This window comes from Streptomyces sp. NPDC029014 (assembly GCF_055564695.1).
The window spans coordinates 49,749-69,095 of sequence record NZ_JBVHVT010000027.1 but is presented as its reverse complement, the minus strand read 5'-3'; the positions used below and the strand labels follow the sequence as shown (position 1 = coordinate 69,095).

Below are 19,347 nucleotides of genomic sequence, written 5' to 3'. Positions count from 1 at the left end.
CGGCAGGAGTCTGCGACCGCTGCGTGAGGGTAGGTCACCGTGATCGGCAGGCGGGACGTGCTGCGGGCAAGTGTGCTCGGCAGTGTGGGTGGGGTGCTGGGGCTGCAGGCACCGGAGAGTGCGGCTGCGTCAGCGCCGGCAGCAGGGCCGGTTGACGCCCGGGACTGGAAGCGCCTGGCTGAAGCGCTGTCCCCCGGGGCCAACCTCTACCGGCCGTCCGGCTCCGTGTACCCGGCGCTGGCCCTGCCGTACAACCACAGGTACGCCGACATCCAGCCCGCGGGCATCGTCGCCTGCGCGACGACCGAGGACGTGTCCGCATCGATCCGCTGGGCCCGCGAGGTGGGACTGCCCGCCGTACCGCGGACCGGGCTGGGTCACAACTACGCCGGGTATTCGACCACGACGGGCCTGCTGCTCAACATGGCCCGCATGAAGAGCATCGCCTCCACGCCGAAGCAGGGCGGTGCCCGCCCCCGGGACTACGGGCCGATGAAGGTCGTGCACGGCGCCGGTACCGTCACCGTGGGGGCCGGTGTCACCAACGGCGACCTGCATCCGATGCTGGAGGACCACGGCATGTTCGTGCCGACCGGTCGTTGCCCCAGCGTCGGGGTCGCGGGGCTGGTGCTCGGCGGCGGTATCGGCTTCAGCGACAAGATGTTCGGCCTGACCTGCGACCGGCTCGTCGCCACGACCGTCGTGCTCGCCGACGGACGCACGGTCAAGGCCAGCAAGGACGCCCACCCCGACCTGTTCTGGGCCTGCCGCGGCGGAGCCGGCAACAACTTCGGCGTCCACACCTCGTTCACCTTCCAGTACGAGCAGTTCGAGGGAACCGTGGGCTTCTACGAGGTCCGCTGGAGCCTGGACTCCGTACTGCCGGTGCTCGCCGCCGCACAGCACATCGCCCAGGAGACCGCAGACGACAGGCGGTTCCACATGCGCCTGGGCATCGGCACCAACGGCACGACCAGGGCGCAGATCCGTGCGAACGCCAACGTCAACGCCATCGGCCAGTTCTACGGCACCGTCCAGGAGCTGCGCGCCATCCTGCAACCGCTCCTCGAGATCGGCACGACCGAGGAGCGCGCCCGCAACCGCGCGTCCGTTCGCCAGGTCACGCCCGGGGAGGCGAGCGTCCTGCTGAGCGCCACCACGCCGATCGAACGCTTCGCCACCAAATCGGCGTTCCTGGACTCCCGCACCCTCCTGACGGGCCGGCAGGTCAGCGCGGCAGCCGAGCGCCTGCTGGAATGGCCCGGCAGCGGCAACGACGACGGAGCCGGGTTCGCGATGTTCGCACTCGGCGGCGAGATCAACCGGGTACCGTCGAACGCGACCGCGTTCGTACACCGCAGCGACCTCTTCGTCTTCGCCGCCGAGACCTCGTGGGCGGACCACGACCCCCCGAGCGTCGCCAAAGCCAACCTCCACTGGCTCAAGCAGTTCTACGACGGCATCTTCCCCGACAACCCGCCCGAGCACTCGTACCAGAACTTCCCCGACCCGACGCTGAAGAACTGGCGGGAAGCCTACTACGGAACGAACTACCCGCGTCTGGTCGACGTGAAGCGGACGTACGACCCGACCGGCTTCCTCCACTACCAGCAGGGGATCGGCACGCGCTGAGTGCGGCTGTTGCGGCTGTCGCAGCTGTTCCGCGAGCGGCCCGGCGAGGCGCGACCCAAGGCCACGCCCGCGGTTCCTCACACCTCCAGACGGCTCAGCGCGTGCATGGCCTCGCGCTCCATGCGCGAGAGCTCGCCGAGGACCGTACCGGCTCGTGTGAGGAACTGCGCCTCGCCCGATACACCGGCCTTCTCGATCAGTGCTGCCACTTCCGTCCACAGGGTGGCCGCCTCGGCGTACAGCGCACGGCCGGTGCGCAGGTGGCTGCTGTCGAGCAGGCCGGTGCACTCGGTGAGGAAGTCCCGGTAGAGGTTGCGGAACAGGGCGCCCCCGGTGCCGGCCCTCTCCATCAGGCGGGCAGCCTGCGGCAGGTCCTGTTGCGGGGCGCGGGTGCGCTGGAGCCACGTGCGGACCAGCTTGCCGGCCTTCTCGATGCCGCGGTGGCCCAGGTTGCCGATGGGCGGGTTGAGGAAGGCGTCGGCGCAGGCGGTGATGGCGGGGACGATCTGCTCCCGCGGGGAGGCCAGGTCCTTCGGAGCGGTGACGGTGAAGGAGCGGTGCTTGGCGGTCATCGGGCCGCGCGCGGCCCTGGCCCGGGCGAGGCCGGTCAGGCTGGTGGACACCGCTCCGCCTTGCTGCTCGGTGTCGACCAGGTGGGCGGAGCGGTCGTCGTAGCCGTACAGGGCGACGACGTGGCCGCCGAAATGGATCTTCGACCGGAAGTAGTCCAGGTGGTAGCTGTCGAGCTGTAGTCCGACGGGGCGGCCGGCGTCGACGGAGGCCGTCACGTTCTCCCATGCCCTGCTGGGGGAGGCGGTCTCCTGGACCAGGAGCTCCAGCCCGAGTCTGCTGGCCAGGTTCCTGGTCAGTTCGAAGGGTCTGACCCGTCCCCCGAGGAAGGGGAAGTCCATGTTCTTGCCGTCCCAGTAGACGAAGGACAGACCGGAGCCGAGACCGAACAGCATGGGCTCGGACAGGTCGAGCCCCTCGTGCCGCAGGAGCACACCCAGCGCCGTCGTCTCGCAGTGCTGCATGCCTCGGGCATCGGTGCCCGCTACCGTGGTCACGCCGTGTCCTCCTCGACGGGGATGATCAACCGGGTCATCAGTTCTTCTCCCGGTTCCTCTGCCGGTCCGACGAGGTACGCCTCGCGTACGGGTCCTCGCGGACGCAGCCCGCGTTCGTGGACGGCGGAGAACAGGGCGTTGTAGGCCAGGGGGAGTTGGGCGTAGGGCCCGATGTGCACGGTCTCCGCGACCGGACCGCCGGGCAGCACCACGAAGTCCAGGCCGCCGGGCACGTCTTCCCCGTGGCCGCCGGCGGGAACCTGCGCCCCGACGGCGATCTCCATCCGCTCCTCCAGGTCCAGCGGGTACAGCCCCCACAGCGGCGGCTCCCACATGATGTCCGCCCCGCCGAGCGCGGGCAGCAGCCGGCCCACGCCCGCCCCGACCCCCACACCGATTCCCGCAGGGGTGCAGACCGCCCGTACCACTGCCAGCCGTCGCTCCGGCTCCCTGCACGTCGTCACCTCGTAGCCGGGCAGACCGCCCTCCGCCAGCCGCTCCAGCATCTTCAGCCGGGTCTGGTCCCTGCTGATCCGCTCGGCCAGCCGGTCCCGCTCCGCGTGCAGGATCCGCGCCCTTCGCCCGGGTCCGGCAGCAAGCGTCCGGGCGATCACGGCCAGAGGCAGGTCCATCTCGCGCAGCAGGGCGATGGTCAGGGCGTCACGCGCCTGCTCGGGCGCGTAATAGCGGTAGCCGGAGCCGGCGTCCACATGGACCGGAACCAGCAGGCCCGTCTCGTCGTAGTGCCGGAGCTGTTTGACGCTGAGCCGGCACAGACGGGCGAAGCGCCCGATGGTGAGGAGTTCGTCTCGCACGCTTTCATGGTGGACCCTCCCACGGTGGGAGGGTCCAGTGCCGTATCGACGCACCCCGGCCGACCTGCCCCGAAGGCTGTGGCCGCCGCCCGGGTTGCGGCGTTCACCTGCGGTGCCATCGTGGGAGTAAGGGCATTGCTCGGTGACCGATACCGAGGGCTGAGCCATGGAAGACGAGCAAGCACACGTCGTATACGGCGATGACCAGTTCGACCTGGACATCCGCGTCAAGATGACCACGCGGGAAGTCGACAAGTTCGTCATCGAGGACACCCACAGCTGTGCCAGCACCTGCGGCGACGAATGCACCAACAGCTGTGCCAGTACCTGTGCGGGCAGTTGCCCCGCGCTCGACACCCCCAACGAGACCGAGACCTGTGAGACCTGCGGCTCCTGCACCTCGGAGTGCGACCGCAGCTTCTACGAGGACCACTACGTCCTGGAAGTCAGCCAGGTCCGGGCCGACGGGGTCACCCGCAGGGTCGCCGGTGAGCACGTCATCCGCCGCATCGTCGAGCACCCCCCGCAGGACGGCTGATGGCCCCGCCCACCTGGCAGCCGGCCATCGGCGATCCGCGGACCGTCGCTGCGGTGCGCGCCGTCTGCGTGGACGTGCTCTCGCGGCTGCGCGACCCCGACACCGTCGAGGGAGCGGCCCGGACGGTGCCGCTGCGCGGACGTCCGCGGTGGACGTCCCACAGCACCGCCCAGGGCGCGTGCGGCCTCGCCCTCGCCTTCGGACACCTCGACCGGTGCCTGCCCGGCGAGGGCTGGGACCTCGTGGCCCACCACCACCTCGGCCGCGCCGTCGACGGCACCGCGTCCGACCCCGTGGGCACCCTGGGACTCTTCGCCGGCCTCACCGGAGTGGCCTTCACCACCTCGTACCTGGCCCGCGGCGGACAGCGGTACCGCACACTGCTCGGCGGCATCGACGACAGCCTGTACACCCGGATCCCCCGACGCCTTCCCGCCGTCACCGGGGAAGGCCTCGCCGTCGGCACCTTCGACCTCGTGTCGGGGTGGACCGGCGTGGCCGCGTACCTCCACTCCCGTCCGGCCGGCCCGGCCCGGGACCGCGCCCTCCACACGGTGCTCGCCTGGCTCGTGGACCTGTCCCGTGCCGTCGACGGGGTCCCCGCCTGGCACACCCCCCACGTCCTCATCACGGACGAGGGCATGCGCGACCGGTACGGGACCGCCGTCGCCAACTGCGGTCTCGCCCACGGCATCACCGGCCCCCTCGCCCTGCTCGCCCTCACCCACGCCGACGGCCCGATCGGCGAGGAGCACACCGAGGCGATCCGCCGCACGGCGTCCTGGCTCGCCTCCCACCAGGTCGACGACGCCCAGGGAGGAGGGGCGTACCCGGCAGTGGTCCCGCTCGGTGCGGACTCCGCCGCGCTGTCGGCGGCCCGCGACGCCTGGTGCTACGGCAGCCCCGGTGTCGCGCGCGCCCTGTGGCTCGCCGGCACCGCCCTCGGCGACCTGGACCTGACCCGTACGGCCGTCTCGGCCATGCGGGCCGTACTGCGCCGACCCGTCGCCCGGCGGCGCATCGACTCGCCCGGGTTCTGCCACGGCATCGCCGGACTCCTGCAGGTCACCCTGCGATTCGCCGTCGACACCCGGGACGAGGAGATCAGCGACGGCGCCCGCCGCCTGGTCGACCAACTGCTCGGCGAGTACCAGCCGCAGGCGCCCTTCGGCTATCGCAGCGTCGAGCCCGACGGCGCCCGCGAGGACCGGTCCGGCCTCCTCGAAGGCGCCGCAGGGGTCGCCCTCACCCTTCTTGCCGCCGTCACCCTCGAACCACCCGCCTGGGACCGGTTCTTCCTGCTGTCATGAGCGCCGACGCCTCCCGCGGCCCCGGCATGCGGCGACGGGCCGCCGCCCCCAGGGCAGCGGGGCTCTACCGCTGCCTCGACCACTTCGTGATCCGCACCCCCATCCTGCCCGTCACGGACTACCCCGCGGCCGAGGACCTCGGGCGGGCGTCCGCGACCGCTCGCGTCCGGGACGACGAGCAGGCGCGGCGTGCCGTGGTCGTGTCCTCGCTGCCCCTCGCCACCGCGCTGCTGGGGCCCGAACGCACCGAAGGCGCCGCACACACCGATCGCGACCGACGGCGCCTGGAGTCGAGCATCCTGCGCTACCTCATCCGCCTCAGCACCCGGCCCACTCCCTTCGGGCTGAACGCCGGCGTCGCCCTGGGGCGGTGGGGCCCGGTCACCGACGTCCGCCTCGCCGACCAGCCCCCCGACGTCCACGCCCGGGTCGACATGCACGCCCTCGTGCACTTCGTCACCGCCCTCGAATCGCGCACCGAAGTCCGGGAGGCGACCACGGTCATCGCCAATCCGGCCGTGCTGCACCGCGCCGGCCGGATCACGTTGAGCGGCGTCGAAGCGGCCCTCGGGGCGAACGGCGGCGAGAACGTCACCCTCCGCGCCACCGGCGCCGTCACCCGCGCCCTCGCCCTCGCCCGCACACCCGTCCCCTACACCGACCTCGCCGCCGACCTCCTGCACACCGTCCCCGGAGCCACGCCCGACAAGGTCCACGATCTGCTGTACCGGCTGTGGCGGCACGCGTTCCTCCTGACGGACCTCCGCCCACCGCTGACCCACCTCGACCCCGCGGCGCACGTCCTCGACCACCTCGCCCGGATACCGGCAGCCGCCGCAGTCGCCGCCGCCGCGGACCTCGCCGAACTGCTGGCCGCGATCCGGGACTGGGAGACGCAGCCGGCCGGCACCGGCGCCGCCGCCTTCCCCGCGCTCGCCGACCACGCCCGCCGCGTCACGGGCTTCGAGACGGCCACACCGCTCCAGGTCGACACGGTGCTGCCCCTGGCGGCCCGCGACGTGTCCCGCACGGTGGCCGCCGAAGCGGTCCGGGCCGCTGAACTGCTGCTGCGGCTCACCCCGTTCCCCTTCGGCCTGCCGCAGATCAGCGCGTACAGGCACGCGTTCGAGGCCCGCTACGGCACCGACCGCGACGTACCCGTCCTCGAACTCCTCGATCCCGTCACCGGCCTCGGCTCACCGTCGCTCCTCCCTCCCGTCATTCCCGCCAAAGCCGCCCGGACCGACACCCTGCTCCGCCTCGCCACCGGCGCCCTCCACGACCACCTCACCAGCATCGACCTCGACCAGGACACCGTCGACCGACTCGCCCTCTGGGAAGCGGCCCCCGAGCGGCTCCCCGCCTCGCTCGACCTCTACGCCATGGTCTCCGCCCCGTCGCCCGCCGCCGTCGACGCCGGCGACTTCCACCTGGTCGTGGGCCCCAACGTCGGAGCCGGAGCAGCCGGACGCAACCTCGGCCGCTTCGCAGGCATGCTCACCGGCGCCGTGTCCGCCCTCGACGACATCGCCGACGCCGAACAAGCCGTCGAGACCGGCCGCGTTCTGGCCGAACTGGTGTACCTCCCCGAGAAGACCCGCTCGGCGAACGTCGTCGTCCGGCCCGCCGTCCGCGACCACGAGGTCGGCATCCGCACCAGCGCCGAGGACGGGCCTGCCCGCTCCATCCCCCTCGACCAGCTCGCGGTCCGCGTCACGAACGGCAGGTTCGCACTGGTCTGGGACGACGGCACCGGGGGACCCCGAGAAGTCGGCGTCTGCTCGGGACACATGCTGAACAGCATCCGCGCCCCCGCCGTCTGCCGTTTCCTCGCCGACGTGAGCCGCGACGGCACCGCCCAGATCGTCGGTTTCGACTGGGGCCCGGCCCGCGACTTCCCCTACCTTCCCCGCGTCGCCTCCGGCCGGATCGTCCTGCGCCCGGCCCAGTGGCGCATCGACCGCGCCACGGCACACGAGATGGCCTCCGGACAGCCGGACCGGTTCCCGGCCGGGTTCGACGCCTGGCGCCGCCGGTGGCGGGTGCCCCGCTACGCGTACCTCACGAGCAGCGACACGGCCGCGGACCACCGGCTCCTCGTCGACACCACCGCGCACTCCCACACCAACGAGATACGGCGAGCCCTGAACCTGCTGCGGCCCGGCGGCAGCGTCGTCCTCCAAGAGGCCGTCCCCGGCCTCGACGACGCCTGGGTCAGCGGGCCGAACGGCCCCCACACCGTCGAACTCGTGGTGTCCATGACCCGCAACGCCCCCGTCCCGCGCTCCGTTCCACCGGGCAGAGCCGGCGGCGCCACCCGGGTGGCGCGGACCGACCGGCTGCGCCCTCCGGGCAGCGACTGGACCTTCGTCAAGCTCTACGGCGACCGGCAGGAGGAGGAATCCCTGCTCGTCGGCGGCATCCGCGAGCTCGTCCGCTCGCTCGACGGCCAGTGCGACCGACGCGTGTTCCTGCGCTACGCGGACCCCGAACCCCACCTGCGGCTCCGCCTGCGCGGCAACCCCTCCCTACTCGTTCCCGCGCTCAGCGACTGGGCCGGCACCCTCCTCGCCGACGGCCACGTCTCGCGGTTCACCTTCGACGTCTACGACCGCGAGATCGAACGCTACGGCGGCCTCACCGGGATGGACGTCACCGAACGGCTCTACTCCGCCGACAGCTCGGCCGTCCTCGACCTGCTCTCCCTCGACCACACCGGTGAGTCCCGGCTCGACAGGACGGGCCTGGCGCTGCTCACCATCGACGACCTGTTGGCCGGGCTCGGCCTGAGCGAAGCCGAGAGGCTCCGCTTCTACCACCGGGCGACTGCCCAGCGACGCCTCGCGGGCGCGGAGTACCGCTCCCGCAAGGCGGAGTTCTGCGACCTGCTGCGCGGACCACCTCCCCGTCCCGTCGGCGACGTCCTCACCCGGCGCCGTCCCCACCTGGCAGACGCCGCCGACCGGCTCGCCCATCTGCACCGCCGCAGGCAACTCGGCAAGACGCTGCCCGAGCTGTGCCACAGCTACGTACACCTGCACTGCAACCGGCTCCTGGGCACGGACCGCGCTGCCGAGGACACGGCGCTGGAACTCCTCTGCCGTACCCGCCGCAGCCTGACCTCAGGAGCCTGAAGCCGGGCTCCGGCCGACGATGCGATCTTCGCTGATCGGGGCTTCGATGGGGTTATGCGCCATTCGGTCGTCGGACGGGCGTGCCTCGGCGGAGGTGTGGTCGGCGTGCTCCTCGCCGCGGGACTCGCTCTCGCACCCGCACCCGCGGCTTCGGCGGGGCCGCCTGCGGTGACTCCGGTGTCGGAGCGCTGCTCGCCCGGCTGGGTGTGCGGGTGGACGGGGCCCTCGTACACCGGGGTGGTGAGTCCGGTGGCGGTGGACATGCCGTGGTACCCGGAGACGACCGCCTACGTCGGGCTCAACGGCGGGGTCTCGGTGTGGAACGGCTCCGGTACGTGGCGGGCCCGTGACGGGGTGTGGGGGCGCTGCGTCACCGTCTACAGCAAGACCCATTACAAGGGCAATGCGCTGACCCTCCGGCCCGGCCAGGGCATCGACCGGCTTCCGGCCGTTTTCGGGAACGTCCGGTCGAACAGGTTCCACACCTGTCGCGTCGGCTGATATCCGGCCGCCGCCCGACGGGTACCTCACCCGGGCGCGGACCGCGTCGCGGTCGGTCGGCCGACGACCAGCCCGCTCGGCGTCGCGTCGGCGGCGCGGCGTACGGGTGCAGCCCCGCCGTGTCGGGCTCCACGCGTCCGCGGCGCGGGTATGGGTGGCAGGGTGCTCGCTCTCCGCAGGCTCGTGCGGTCGTTGACCGGCCTTGCCGCAGCCGTCGCCGTCGGCGGTTGTGGCTCGGCGCAGCCGACTGCCGTCCCCCGTGCCGATCCCACCCCTGTCCCCGCCTCCTCCGCCTTGGCGCCGGCGGGGCGGAGTACGACGCCGACGCCGACACGGGTTCCGGCGCGACCGGCACCCGTCGACTGCCGCAGGAGCCGCTGCGTCGCCCTGACGTTCGACGCAGGACCGGGTCCCGACACGGCGCGCCTCTTGGACATCCTCAGGGCGAAGGGCGTCAGCGTGACGTTCTTCCTCCTCGGCAAGAACACCCGCGTCCGTCCCGAGCTCGTACGGAGAGAGGCGTTCGAGGGGCATGAACTGGCCAACCACACCTGGACGCACCGACGTCTGACGCAGGCCTCACGAGCCGAGATCCGCCGGGAACTCGTCACCCTCCAGGACCAGGTCGAGCAGCTCACCGGCCACGCCCCGGCCCTGATGCGCCCGCCCCAGGGCCTGACCGACCCGCGGGTCGCCGAGGTCTGCCGCTCCCTCGGACTCGCGCAGATCCTGTGGTCGGTGACGGCGAAGGACTACCGCGACCACGACCCCGACGTCATCACGAACCGCGTCCTCCACAGCGCCCAGCGGAACGGGATCATCCTCCTCCACGACGTCTACCCGGGGACCGTTCCCGCCGTGCCGGCCATCATCGACGGGCTGCGGCGGCGCGGCCTCACCCCGGTGACCGTCTCCCAGCTCTTCGCGCCGGGCCGGCCCGAACCCGGCCGGGCCTACTGGACCGCCCCCTCGGCCTGACCGCGCCCTCCCGCCGGCAGCACCGCGGCGGCCCGTTTCAGTGATCCGAACGACCCGCCCCTTTCAGCGGCGGGTCGGGCAGACAGGAACAGAGGACGTGCCGGGGAGGTACGCGGTGCGTTCCTGCGTGTCCAGGTCCCGGTTGACGGCGTGACAGATCTTCCGGATCGCTTCGGAAGGTTCGGGGAGACTGACACGCCACAGGCGCACCGTCCTGTCTCCGCTGCCCGAGGCGAGGGTGCGGCCGTCGGGGCTGAACGCCACCGAGGTCACCTCGTCGGCGTGCTGCCCGATCAGGGTGACGTGGTTCCTGCCGCTGACGGTGTCCCACAGTCCCGTGGTCCAGTCGAAGTCGGCGGTGGCGAGGGTCCGGCCGTCGGGGCTGAACGCCACCGACGACGCCTGGCTGGTCCGCCCGGCCAAGGTGGTGCGGGTCCTCCCGGTGGCGGGGTCCAGCAGGCGCACGCTGTAGTCACCCATGGTGGTGGCCAGGATGCGGCCGTCAGGGCTGAACACCACGCGCTGCACCGTGTCGGGGGTGCGGCCGGTGAAGCGGTCCTTGCCGGTAGCGACGTCCCACAGCCGTACGCTCCTGTCGGCGCTTCCGCTGGCGAGGGTACGGCCGTCGGGGCTGAACGCCACCGTGCCCACGTAGCCGGTGTGTCCGGTGAGGGGCGCGCGCCGCCTGCCGGTGGCGGCGTCCCACAGCATCACGGTTCCGTCGATGCTGCCGGTGGCGAGGGTACGGCCGTCGGGGCTGAACGCCACCGCGGCCAGTTCGGAGTGGTCCTCCAGAACGATGCGGGTCTTGCCGGTGGTGACGTCCCACAGCCGTACGGTGGCGTCGACGCCGGACGTGGCGAGGCTGCGGCCGTCGGGGCTGAAGTCCACCTGGAGCACCGGCTCGGTGTGTCCGGTCAGCACGGTCCGGGTGGCGCCGGAGGTGACGTCCCACAGGCGTACGGTCTTGTCCGCGCTGCTGCTGGCGAGGGTACGGCCGTCGGGGCTGAAAGCCACGTCGTACACCAAGCCGGTGTGCCCGACCAGGGGCCGGTCACCGCGAGGGGTGAGGTCCCACAGGCGTGTGGTCCTGTCGTCGCTCGCGCTGGCGAGGGTGTGGCCGTCGGGGCTGAACGCCACCGACCGCACCGTGTCGGTGTGACCGATCAGGGTTCCGCTGACCGCCCCGGTGGCGACGTCCCACAACCGCAGGAGGCGGTTGGTGCCGCCGATGGCCAGCGTCCTGCCGTCGCGGCTGAACGCCACGGCTTGCACCGCGCCGGTGGCCACGTCCAGGGAGCTGCGCATCTTTCCGGTGGCGGTGTGCCACACCTTCATGGTGCCGTCGGCGCTGCCGGTGGCGACTGCGTGGCCGTCGGGGCTGAACGCGATCGTGAAGACCCCGTTCGTGTGCCCGTTCAGAGTGGTGCGGGGTGCGCCCGTTTCGGTGTCCCACAGTCGCCCTGTGTGGTCCGCGCCGGCGGTGGCGAGGGTGCGGCCGTCCGGGCTGAAGGCCACGGAGAACACCGTCGAGTCGTGCCCGGTCAGCGGGGTACGCGTCGCACCGGTGGCCGTGTCCCACAGTCGTACGGTGCCGTCTCCGCCGGCGGCGGCAAGGGTACGGCCGTCAGGGCTGAACGCCAGCGAGAACAGGCCCCCGGCGCTCACGGGCAGTGTGGCGCGGGTCTTCCCCGTGGCCGTGTCCCACAGCCGTGCGCCGTCTGCACTCGCCGTGGCGAGGGTGCGGCCGTCGGGGCTGAACGCCACCGAAGCCACCTCGCCAGGGTGTCCGCGGAGGGTGGCGCGGGTCGTGCCGGTGGCGGTGTCCCACAGTCGTGCGGTGCCGTCGGCGCTTCCGGTGGCGAGGGTGCGGCCGTCGGGGCTGAACGCCACCGAATCCACCGTGTCGGTGTGCCCGGGCAGACGCCGGTACGCCGGGAGGGACGCGTCGGTCCGCAGACTTGCCAGGGCCTCGGGCGTGTGGCTGGCGCGGTACGCCTGGACGGCGAGCAGCGAGGAGAGGTCGGGGCTCACGTCGAGGAGCGTGCGGGACTGCGTGGCGAGCTGCCGGGACAGCGCCGCCTGCCGCTCGTCCACCGCCGCACGCCACTGCAGCACAGCGGTCCCGGCGGCGATCAACGCGAGCCCCAGCAGCGTGGCCAGGACGGCGATGAGATGCCTGCGCCGCCGAGCGAGGACGTGCTGGCGTTCTCGGCTGGCGGCGAGGAAGGTCGCGATGTCTTCTGGCAGACCGCGGTCCTGTGACTTCTCGAAGCCTTCCGCGAGCGCCGTCCCCGCGAGTAGGTCGCCGGGGTCCCTCTTCCCGGCCCAGCGGCGCTGCCGTTCCCAGGTGCGGTTGAGCCACTCCTGGAACTGGCGGTCCTCCTCGACCCACTTCCGTAGCGCACCCCAGTCGCGGATGAGCGCGTCGTGGATCAGCTCTGCCACCGGCTCGCCCGGTGGGGCAGCGGGCCGGTCCGGGTCGCGGAGCGTCTGCGTGGTGATGAGGCGGTGGCGGGTGAGAGCGGCGATGACCGCGTCGAAGTCACCACCGGGTGCACCGTCGGGGCCGGCCGCCAGGTCGCGCAGTTCGTCGAGGGGCGCCTGTGCGCGGACGGCGGGGGTGCGGCGGCTGCGGTCCGCGGGGTGGACCAGGCGGGTGAGGACGCGCCGCGCGATGCGCTGCCGGCGGGGGGACAGCTCGTCGAGGGCGCTGTCGCACCACGTCGTCAGGCTTCCGCTGACCGCTCCGATCTGCCGGTACGCCTCGTGGGTGAGGTAGCCGTCGTGCCGTCGCAGCCACAGCTGTTTGAGCGTCATTTCGAGCAGGGGCAGTACGGTGACCGGTGCCCTGCGGACGGCCGCCGGTTCCGGGCTGCTGGCCAGGACGTCGCTGATGATCTGCTCGGGCAGTCCGGGCTGGAAGCGGAGTCGCACGTTCTCGGCGGGCTTCACGATGATGTCGTGCAGGTCCCGCCGGCTCAGCGTGCCCGGTACGTTGAGCAGCCCCGGGGTGGCGGCCTCCAGCAACCGGGGCGCCAGCGCGGCCAGTTGGGGATAGAAGTCGTCGCGCATGATCAGGATCACGCTGAGTGCGGTGAACGTGTCCGCGACCTGGACGATGTCGTCGACGGTGTCCAGGAACTCCTGCAGCCGGCCGTCGGCGCTCTGCAGCAGCAGCTCTTCGAACTGATCGACGACCAGCAGGACCCGGTGGTGATCGGGCTCGCTGCGCAGCCGTCGGCCGACCGCCGCCATGAGCCCGTCACGCCGGGTCCCGGGCAGGCCGGCCCGCTCGATCTCCGCCGGTAGGTCCTGCCGGGGCCGGGCCAGGACCGGCAGCCACCGGTCGCTTCCCGGAACCTCTCCTCGCGCCAACGCCGGCAGCACCCCCGCCTGGATCAGCGACGACTTGCCCGACCCGGACGGCCCGAGCAGCAGCGTCAGCCGCTGCTGGCGGTCGAGGCCGGCCAGGACCTGGCCCACCGCCTCCTCCCGCCCCTGGAACCAGCGGGCGTGTTCCGCGGTGAACGGCTCCAGCCCCCGGTACGGACACACCTCCAGCGGGGCCAGCTCCGGCATGATCTCCCGCAGCACCTCCGTCGGCGTCACGTAGGCGATGCCCTGTCCCCGGGAGAGCGCGTCGGGCGCCGTGATCTCGGTGAGCATGCCGATGACCAGGCCCGTCACCTCGTCGAGGACCGGACCGCCGCTGAATCCGACGGTGAGGTCGTTGGCCGCGGTCAGCTGGAGACGCACCCCGGCGCGTCCCGAGGGCGCGAGCAGATCGCCCACCCTGCCGAAGCCCAGGTGGCCCTCGCGCGCTGCCTGGGCCGGAAAGCCGTACGACCGCACCTCATGGCCGCGGCAGCCCTCCGCGGAACCCAGGGGAAGCACCCTCGGGCCCGCCGGCGTACCGCGCAGCCGGACGAAGGCGACGTCCTCGTCCTCCGGCGCGCGCCACCGCTCGCGGAGGACCTCCCCCTCCAGCCCGTCCGCACCGGCCAGACGGGGGAAGGCCAGCATGACCCGGTTCCCGGGCCCGCTCCCGGCGGCCAGGACGACGTGCGCACACGTGACCAGAACGTCCTCGGCCACCAGGAAACCCGCCCCGGCCACGCTCCCTTCCGGCCCGAGGACCTGCGCCACCGCCGTGGGCAGCTCCGAGGGAGTCTCCTGGTCAGCCCGGCGTCCGGCGCTAGTCATGGCCGCTCCGCCAGGACATGGTCACCTGGAGGTGGCAGGTGGCCCTGCCCTTGGTGATCACCGCGCCGGCCTCGACCGCGAGGTCCACCCCGAACTCGATCGTGATCTCGTCGGGCCGCGCCTTGCGCAGCTGGTCGAGGGCGGTCTGTGCCGCCCTGGTGACCGGCTCCAGGGCCTCCTGGAACGTGTCCGGGACCTCACGGATGAGATCCCCGGCCCGCCCGGCCTTCACCGGCCCCTCGAACCCGGCCGCCCCCTCCACGAGCACGAAGCCCCCGCCCTCCAGCGGGATCCGGGTCAGAGGTGCCACGACGCCTCCTCGGTTGCTCGCGCGCGCTCACCAGGGCGGTGGGCCCACCGCGACCCACCCCTCGGTTCCGATCCGGCACTCCCGTCGGCGGCACTCACGGCGCCTCCTTGGGGGTCCCTTCACGTTCCCCCGTAGGCGTGCACGGCGCAGCACCGGCGAGGCCGAACGTGTCGGCGGGTGTCGGCGGGTACGGGTCACCGGTCACCGGGACGACGTGGTGGTCGAGCGGTGGCCGGAGGCTCGGCTCGGGTCCGTGGGCTCAGTGGGCCTCGACTGCTTCCGGGGCGGCGAGGACGGCGGGCCTGAGGGTCTGCGCGCACCACTGCGCGAATCCGGTGGCGGGGCCCGCCTGCGGCGAGCGGTCGACGCCCGAGTCCAGGCCCTGGTCCTTGGCGCGCTTCATGTCGACGATGCCCTCGACGAACGCCTCGTTGAGGCCGTACCCGAGCAGGGTGGACCGCAGCTCGTCGAGGGGCTGGCGCCGGTAGCGGACCGGACGGCCCAGCTCCTCGGTCATGATGCGGGCCAGGTCGTCGGGGGACAGTTCCTGCGGGCCGAGCACCGGGACGCTGCCGACGCCGGTCCAGGAGCGGTCCAGCAGCAGCCCGGCCGCCGCCCCGGCGACGTCGGCGACGGCCACGAGCGGGGCCGGACGGTCCGCGGCGACGGTGTCGGTGAAGACCCCGTCGTGGCGGATCGAGTCGGCCTCCTCCAGCAGGTTCTCGAAGAAGGACGGGCAGGCCAGGGCGCGGTAGGCGACGCCGGAGCCGGCGATCAGGTCGTCCATGGCCAGGGAGGCGGTGGCCAGCCCGGCCCGGGCGGCGTGCGGGGTGCCGCGGCCGAGCGCGGAGACGCCGACGACATGGCGGACGCCGTGGTCGGCGAACGCCCGCGCGGCCGGGCGGGTGAAGCCGCTCCACACCTCGTCGGGCGTGGCCGAGGCGTCCGGCGGCACCAGCCAGAAGACGGCGTCGGCCCCGCTGAAGGCGCGCTCGACGGTCGCGGCGTCGCCGTGCGAGCCGGTGACCACCTCGACACGTCCGCGTACGGCCTCGGGGAGCCGGGCAGGGTCGCGGACCACGACGCGCAACTCCTCTCCGCGTGCGGGCGCTGCCTCGACCAGCAGCGACAGCAGCCGCCGGCCGATGTTCCCGGTGGGCGCGGTAATGACGATCATGAAAACCTCGCGGTCTGTATCGGGTCGGTACGCCCCTTCATCGTGCAAACGCCAACCGCACTGCCGCAATGGGAAGTTCGGCATCCCATCATTGCCCGGAACGCAATGATGCTGTTCAGTGGCCCAGTCGCGAGCGTCACGGGCGGGTCTTCAGGCCGTCCAGGGTGAGGTCGAGCAGGCGTTCCGCCTGCTGCCGGTGTTCGGGTCCCGCCGAGGTGAGCGCGATGCCTTCGAGCGCGGCGCCCATGTCGGTGGGGCTGATGTCGTCGCGGATCGCGCCGGCGGCGGCGCACGCGTCCATGAGGGTGCTCAGGGCGTCCCGGATCATTTCCCGGCTGTGGCCGTACGGGCTGTTCCCCGTCGCGGCGATGGCGCGCAGGGCGTCGATCATGCCGTACTTGGTGGTCACGTAGTCCAGGAAGAGGCGGGTCCAGGCGCGAAGGGCCTCCAGGGGCGGCTCCGTTGCCACGAGGGTGGGGGCCGCCTCGCACAGCTGGGCCACCTCGTTGCGGTAGACGGCCTCGACCAGTGCCTCGCGGGTGGGGAAGTTGCGGTACAGCGTGGCGCTGCCCACCTCCGCCTCCTTGGCGATGCGTTCGAGGTGGGCGTCGAGCCCCTCCGTCGCGAAGACGCGCACCGCGGCCCGGAGGATCTTCTCCCGGTTTCGCCGTGCGTCAGCCCGCAACGGCCGTCGTGCTCCCTCGGTCATGGGTGCTCGCCATCCCCTCTCGTCCCAGGCTCTCGATCTTGCTAAGTGGGGGCGTGCCCACTTAGCCTGAATGAAGTGGGGGCTTCCCCACTTCCACTGTAGGTCAGCGCCCGCACGAGAGGACCCGGCATGTCAATCGAGGGCAAGGTCATCGCAATCACGGGTGCCAGCAGCGGCATCGGAGAGGCCACAGCGGTCCACCTCGCCGAACGAGGGGCCCACCTGGTGCTCGGAGCCCGGCGGGAGGACCGCCTGAACGCGGTCGTGGACCGCATCACGGCGCGAGGCGGCTCGGCTGTCGGGCTCGTCGTCGACGTCACGCGCCGCGAGGACCTCAAGCGCCTCACCGATGCGGCGGTCGACCGCTTCGGCCGGCTCGACGTCCTGGTCTCCAACGCCGGCACCATGGCGGTCTCGCCGTTCGACGAGTTGCGCCAGGACGACTGGGACGCCATGGTCGCCACCCACATCACGGGCCTGCTCAACGGCATCGGGGCGGCGCTGCCCGTCTTCCGCCGGCAGCGCTCCGGACAGTTCGTCAACGTCGCGTCCACCGCGGCCTACGTCGTGAAGTCACCCCAAGCCGTCTACGCGGCCACCAAGACGGCGGTGAAGGTGCTGACCGAAGGGCTGCGGCAGGAGTCCGGCCCCGACCTGCGCGTCACCCTCGTCTCGCCGGGCTTCACCCACACGGAGGGCGTGGGCAAGGGGGCGAGCCGGGCAGCGGCGGCGTTGGCCCGGCAGCGCGACGAGATCGCCATGCCGCCTTCCGCCGTCGCCTCCGCCGTCGCTTATGCGATCGAGCAGCCCGACGGCGTCGACGTCAGCGAGATCGTCGTCCGCCCCACGGTGCAGGCGTGACGGCAGCCCCGACTCCGCTCTCCGCGGTGCCGAGGACTGCCGCCGGTTCTGCCCGACGGCCGTCACAGCAGCCGCTCCGCAAGGTAGCGCTGGAACTGCCACAACGGGCGTTCCAAATGGGAGAAGCGGCCGTTGGACGGAGCCGGGTGGGAGGCCAGGCCGCGCTGGACGCCGCGGACGGCCACGAGGTCCTCCTCCTGGATCCGCGCGATCCGGGCACGGATGACGTCCAGTTCCTCCGGGAAGCCGGGGGCGCTGCGCGCTCCGGGCGGGACCATGGCCGTGATCTGTGTGTCGTGGGTGGTGGGGCCGGTGGGCAGCCAGCGGATGCTGACCGCGCTGTCGGGCAGGACCGCCAGGACGAACTGCGGGAAGACACCGGCGATGAGCATGCCCGGCCGCCCCTCCCGATCGGACGGGGAAGCGTGCCTCCCGCGGCCGGTGCCGCCCTGCGCGGGGTCGGACAGCGGCGTGAACATCGTGAACCAGCGGCCGTCGCATTCGTCGACTTCGGTGTCCCGGCCCGGCAGTACGGGATCCAGGGTCGCCGCGTGCGTGCCCATGTGGTGGTAGTTCTCCGAACCGTTCTCCACCGCCACTTTCCAGTTGGCGGGTACGCCTTCCCAGGTCCGGGTGTGGACACCCACCCAGTCCGCGATGCCGTGACCGCTCAGCTGCCGGTCCAGCCCGCGCAGTGCGGGGGCCGCCGGTGCCGCGTCGGGGTCGAGGTTGAGCATGACGAAGCCGTTCCAGACCTCGACGCGGTACCCCGGGAGCCGGCAGCCGGCCCGGTCGAAGTCGACGCGCTGCATCAACGGCGCACCGGCGAGCTGCCCCGCGTAGTGGCCGTTCAGCCGGTAGGACCAGGTGTGGTACGGGCACGTCAGCCGTTTCAGGCAGCCGCGCTCGGGCGTGGTCTCCGGCGGCAGCAGGTCCATGAAGCGGTGGCGGCACACCCGGGACAGGGCGTGGAGCTCGCCCTCCTCGTCCCGGGTGATCACCAAGGGCGTGCCGAGGACGTCCAACCGCAGATAGCTCCCCGGCCGTGGAACGTCCTCGGCCCGTGCCACGCAGAGCCACTCCCGCCGGAAGATCCGCTCGACCTCCCATGCGTAGAACTCGGGGGAGGTGTAGGCGTGGGGTGGCAGCGTCCGGCCGCGTTCCAGCGGGAGCGTGGCCAGGCGCTGCAGCTCGGCGAGCGTCTCACGCAGGCCCGCGGGGGCGGTTACGGGGGCGGATACGGCGGATGCGGGGGCGGACGTGGGGGTGACGGCCCCCTCGGCGGTGGTGTGGTGGACGGTCATGGTGATCGGCCTCCTTTCCTTCCGGTGGTCAGGGGTGTCGAACCGAAGAGGGACAGGGCGTGCCGCCGCCCGTACCGGCGGCTGTAGGCGACGGTGGCGAGGAGGACGGCGCCCTGCAGCGTCAGCCCCTTGGCCCGGTTGAGTACCGGAACCGCCTCCACCGGCAGCAGCAGGGCGAGGAGCATTCCGGCAGCGCCGTCCAGCAGTTGGGCGCAGCCCCACAGCACCGTCAGCCGGGTCAGTCCGCTGCGCAGTGCCGGCGAGGCGTGCCAGGCCGCTTCCCGCGCGGCTGCGCTGGTGGGCGGCTGCCAGGACTGGCCGGCCTGGAAGGCGAAGGGCTTCGACACGAGGAGCGAGCCCAGGATCCACAGTCCGGCAGCCGCCCCGAGCCCGGCGTCCTTGACGAGGATGACCCGCGGACTGCCGGTGAGCAGCGACGTCACGACGCGCACGACCAGCATGCCGATCATGAACGCCTCGAAGCCGTTCACGTGGCGCCGCAGGGCGACCTCGAGGGTCATGCGCACCGCGGGGACCGCCCCGCTGAGTGTCAGTGCCAGCCACTGGCTGTACCCCTGTGACCGCAGAACGTAGAAAACGGCCAGCGGGAGCACCACGGCGACCAGGGTCGTGGTCCCCGCTGCCCGCCAGGTCAGCGTGGCCCGTGTTCCGGTAGGACCGTTCGGTGTTGCCATACCGAAAACCGTAGGGACCGGCGAGGACCACCGAATCGACATGGAGGGCGATATGCGCAGTACATCCTTTGATGTACTGGTTCGCCTCGCCCGCGAGCGCCCTCCGGCGC

At 72.4% G+C, this 19,347-nt stretch carries 15 protein-coding genes; 7 read left to right on the top strand and 8 right to left on the bottom strand.

What is annotated here, in order from left to right; translation table 11 throughout:
- Positions 1-39: 39 nt before the first annotated feature.
- Positions 40-1,632 (top strand): FAD-binding oxidoreductase, encoded by a 1,593-nt coding sequence (locus ACZ4VL_RS17080; protein WP_468200321.1) that lies wholly within the window; start codon positions 40-42, stop codon positions 1,630-1,632.
- A 77-nt stretch (positions 1,633-1,709) separates the two neighbouring features.
- On the opposite strand, the gene ACZ4VL_RS17075 is transcribed toward ACZ4VL_RS17080, so the two are convergent.
- Positions 1,710-2,699, bottom strand: a complete 990-nt coding sequence (locus tag ACZ4VL_RS17075) for a BtrH N-terminal domain-containing protein (RefSeq protein WP_468200320.1) — start codon at positions 2,697-2,699, stop codon at positions 1,710-1,712.
- The gene (locus ACZ4VL_RS17070; RefSeq protein WP_468200318.1) at positions 2,696-3,514 is read right to left on the bottom strand and encodes a MerR family transcriptional regulator; all 819 of its coding nucleotides are present in this window, start codon (positions 3,512-3,514) and stop codon (positions 2,696-2,698) included. The genes ACZ4VL_RS17075 and ACZ4VL_RS17070 overlap by 4 nt, the downstream gene beginning before the upstream one ends.
- A gap of 166 nt (positions 3,515-3,680) precedes the next feature.
- On the opposite strand from ACZ4VL_RS17070, the gene ACZ4VL_RS17065 reads away from it, so the two are divergent.
- The 5 genes from ACZ4VL_RS17065 to ACZ4VL_RS17045 all read left to right on the top strand — a co-directional run bounded on the left by ACZ4VL_RS17065 (position 3,681) and on the right by ACZ4VL_RS17045 (position 9,975).
- Positions 3,681-4,052, top strand: a complete 372-nt coding sequence (locus tag ACZ4VL_RS17065; RefSeq protein WP_468200316.1) for a hypothetical protein — start codon at positions 3,681-3,683, stop codon at positions 4,050-4,052.
- Positions 4,052-5,362: a lanthionine synthetase C family protein gene (locus ACZ4VL_RS17060; protein WP_468200314.1), complete on the top strand. Its 1,311-nt coding sequence runs from the start codon at positions 4,052-4,054 to the stop codon at positions 5,360-5,362. Before ACZ4VL_RS17065 ends, ACZ4VL_RS17060 begins: the two co-directional genes overlap by 1 nt.
- Positions 5,359-8,496, top strand: coding sequence for a lantibiotic dehydratase (locus tag ACZ4VL_RS17055; protein ID WP_468200313.1), 3,138 nt, complete (start codon positions 5,359-5,361; stop codon positions 8,494-8,496). Before ACZ4VL_RS17060 ends, ACZ4VL_RS17055 begins: the two co-directional genes overlap by 4 nt.
- A 54-nt stretch (positions 8,497-8,550) precedes the next feature.
- Positions 8,551-8,997 (top strand): peptidase inhibitor family I36 protein, encoded by a 447-nt coding sequence (locus ACZ4VL_RS17050; protein WP_468200312.1) that lies wholly within the window; start codon positions 8,551-8,553, stop codon positions 8,995-8,997.
- A gap of 150 nt (positions 8,998-9,147) precedes the next feature.
- On the top strand, positions 9,148-9,975 hold the full coding sequence (locus ACZ4VL_RS17045) for a polysaccharide deacetylase family protein (RefSeq protein WP_468200310.1): 828 nt from the start codon (positions 9,148-9,150) through the stop codon (positions 9,973-9,975).
- Between the two features lie 63 nt (positions 9,976-10,038).
- Here ACZ4VL_RS17045 and ACZ4VL_RS17040 read toward each other — a convergent pair whose 3' ends face one another.
- The 4 genes from ACZ4VL_RS17040 to ACZ4VL_RS17025 form a co-directional block, all read right to left on the bottom strand.
- On the bottom strand, positions 10,039-14,181 hold the full coding sequence (locus ACZ4VL_RS17040) for an nSTAND1 domain-containing NTPase (RefSeq protein ID WP_468200308.1): 4,143 nt from the start codon (positions 14,179-14,181) through the stop codon (positions 10,039-10,041).
- Complete coding sequence (locus tag ACZ4VL_RS17035) at positions 14,174-14,491, bottom strand: CU044_2847 family protein (RefSeq protein ID WP_468200306.1); 318 nt, start codon at positions 14,489-14,491, stop codon at positions 14,174-14,176. Before ACZ4VL_RS17035 ends, ACZ4VL_RS17040 begins: the two co-directional genes overlap by 8 nt.
- A gap of 259 nt (positions 14,492-14,750) precedes the next feature.
- Positions 14,751-15,668, bottom strand: a complete 918-nt coding sequence (locus tag ACZ4VL_RS17030) for an NAD(P)H-binding protein (RefSeq protein ID WP_468200304.1) — start codon at positions 15,666-15,668, stop codon at positions 14,751-14,753.
- A 136-nt stretch (positions 15,669-15,804) separates the two neighbouring features.
- On the bottom strand, positions 15,805-16,377 hold the full coding sequence (locus ACZ4VL_RS17025) for a TetR/AcrR family transcriptional regulator (protein ID WP_468200302.1): 573 nt from the start codon (positions 16,375-16,377) through the stop codon (positions 15,805-15,807).
- 129 nt (positions 16,378-16,506) lie between these two features.
- Between ACZ4VL_RS17025 and ACZ4VL_RS17020 the strand changes: the two genes are divergently transcribed.
- On the top strand, positions 16,507-17,238 hold the full coding sequence (locus ACZ4VL_RS17020; RefSeq protein WP_468200300.1) for an SDR family oxidoreductase: 732 nt from the start codon (positions 16,507-16,509) through the stop codon (positions 17,236-17,238).
- Positions 17,239-17,300: 62 nt separating this feature from the next.
- On the opposite strand, the gene ACZ4VL_RS17015 is transcribed toward ACZ4VL_RS17020, so the two are convergent.
- Both ACZ4VL_RS17015 and ACZ4VL_RS17010 read right to left on the bottom strand, forming a co-directional pair.
- Positions 17,301-18,542, bottom strand: coding sequence for an aromatic ring-hydroxylating oxygenase subunit alpha (locus ACZ4VL_RS17015; protein ID WP_468200299.1), 1,242 nt, complete (start codon positions 18,540-18,542; stop codon positions 17,301-17,303).
- The gene (locus ACZ4VL_RS17010; RefSeq protein WP_468200298.1) at positions 18,539-19,237 is read right to left on the bottom strand and encodes a VC0807 family protein; all 699 of its coding nucleotides are present in this window, start codon (positions 19,235-19,237) and stop codon (positions 18,539-18,541) included. Before ACZ4VL_RS17010 ends, ACZ4VL_RS17015 begins: the two co-directional genes overlap by 4 nt.
- Positions 19,238-19,347: the final 110 nt, after the last annotated feature.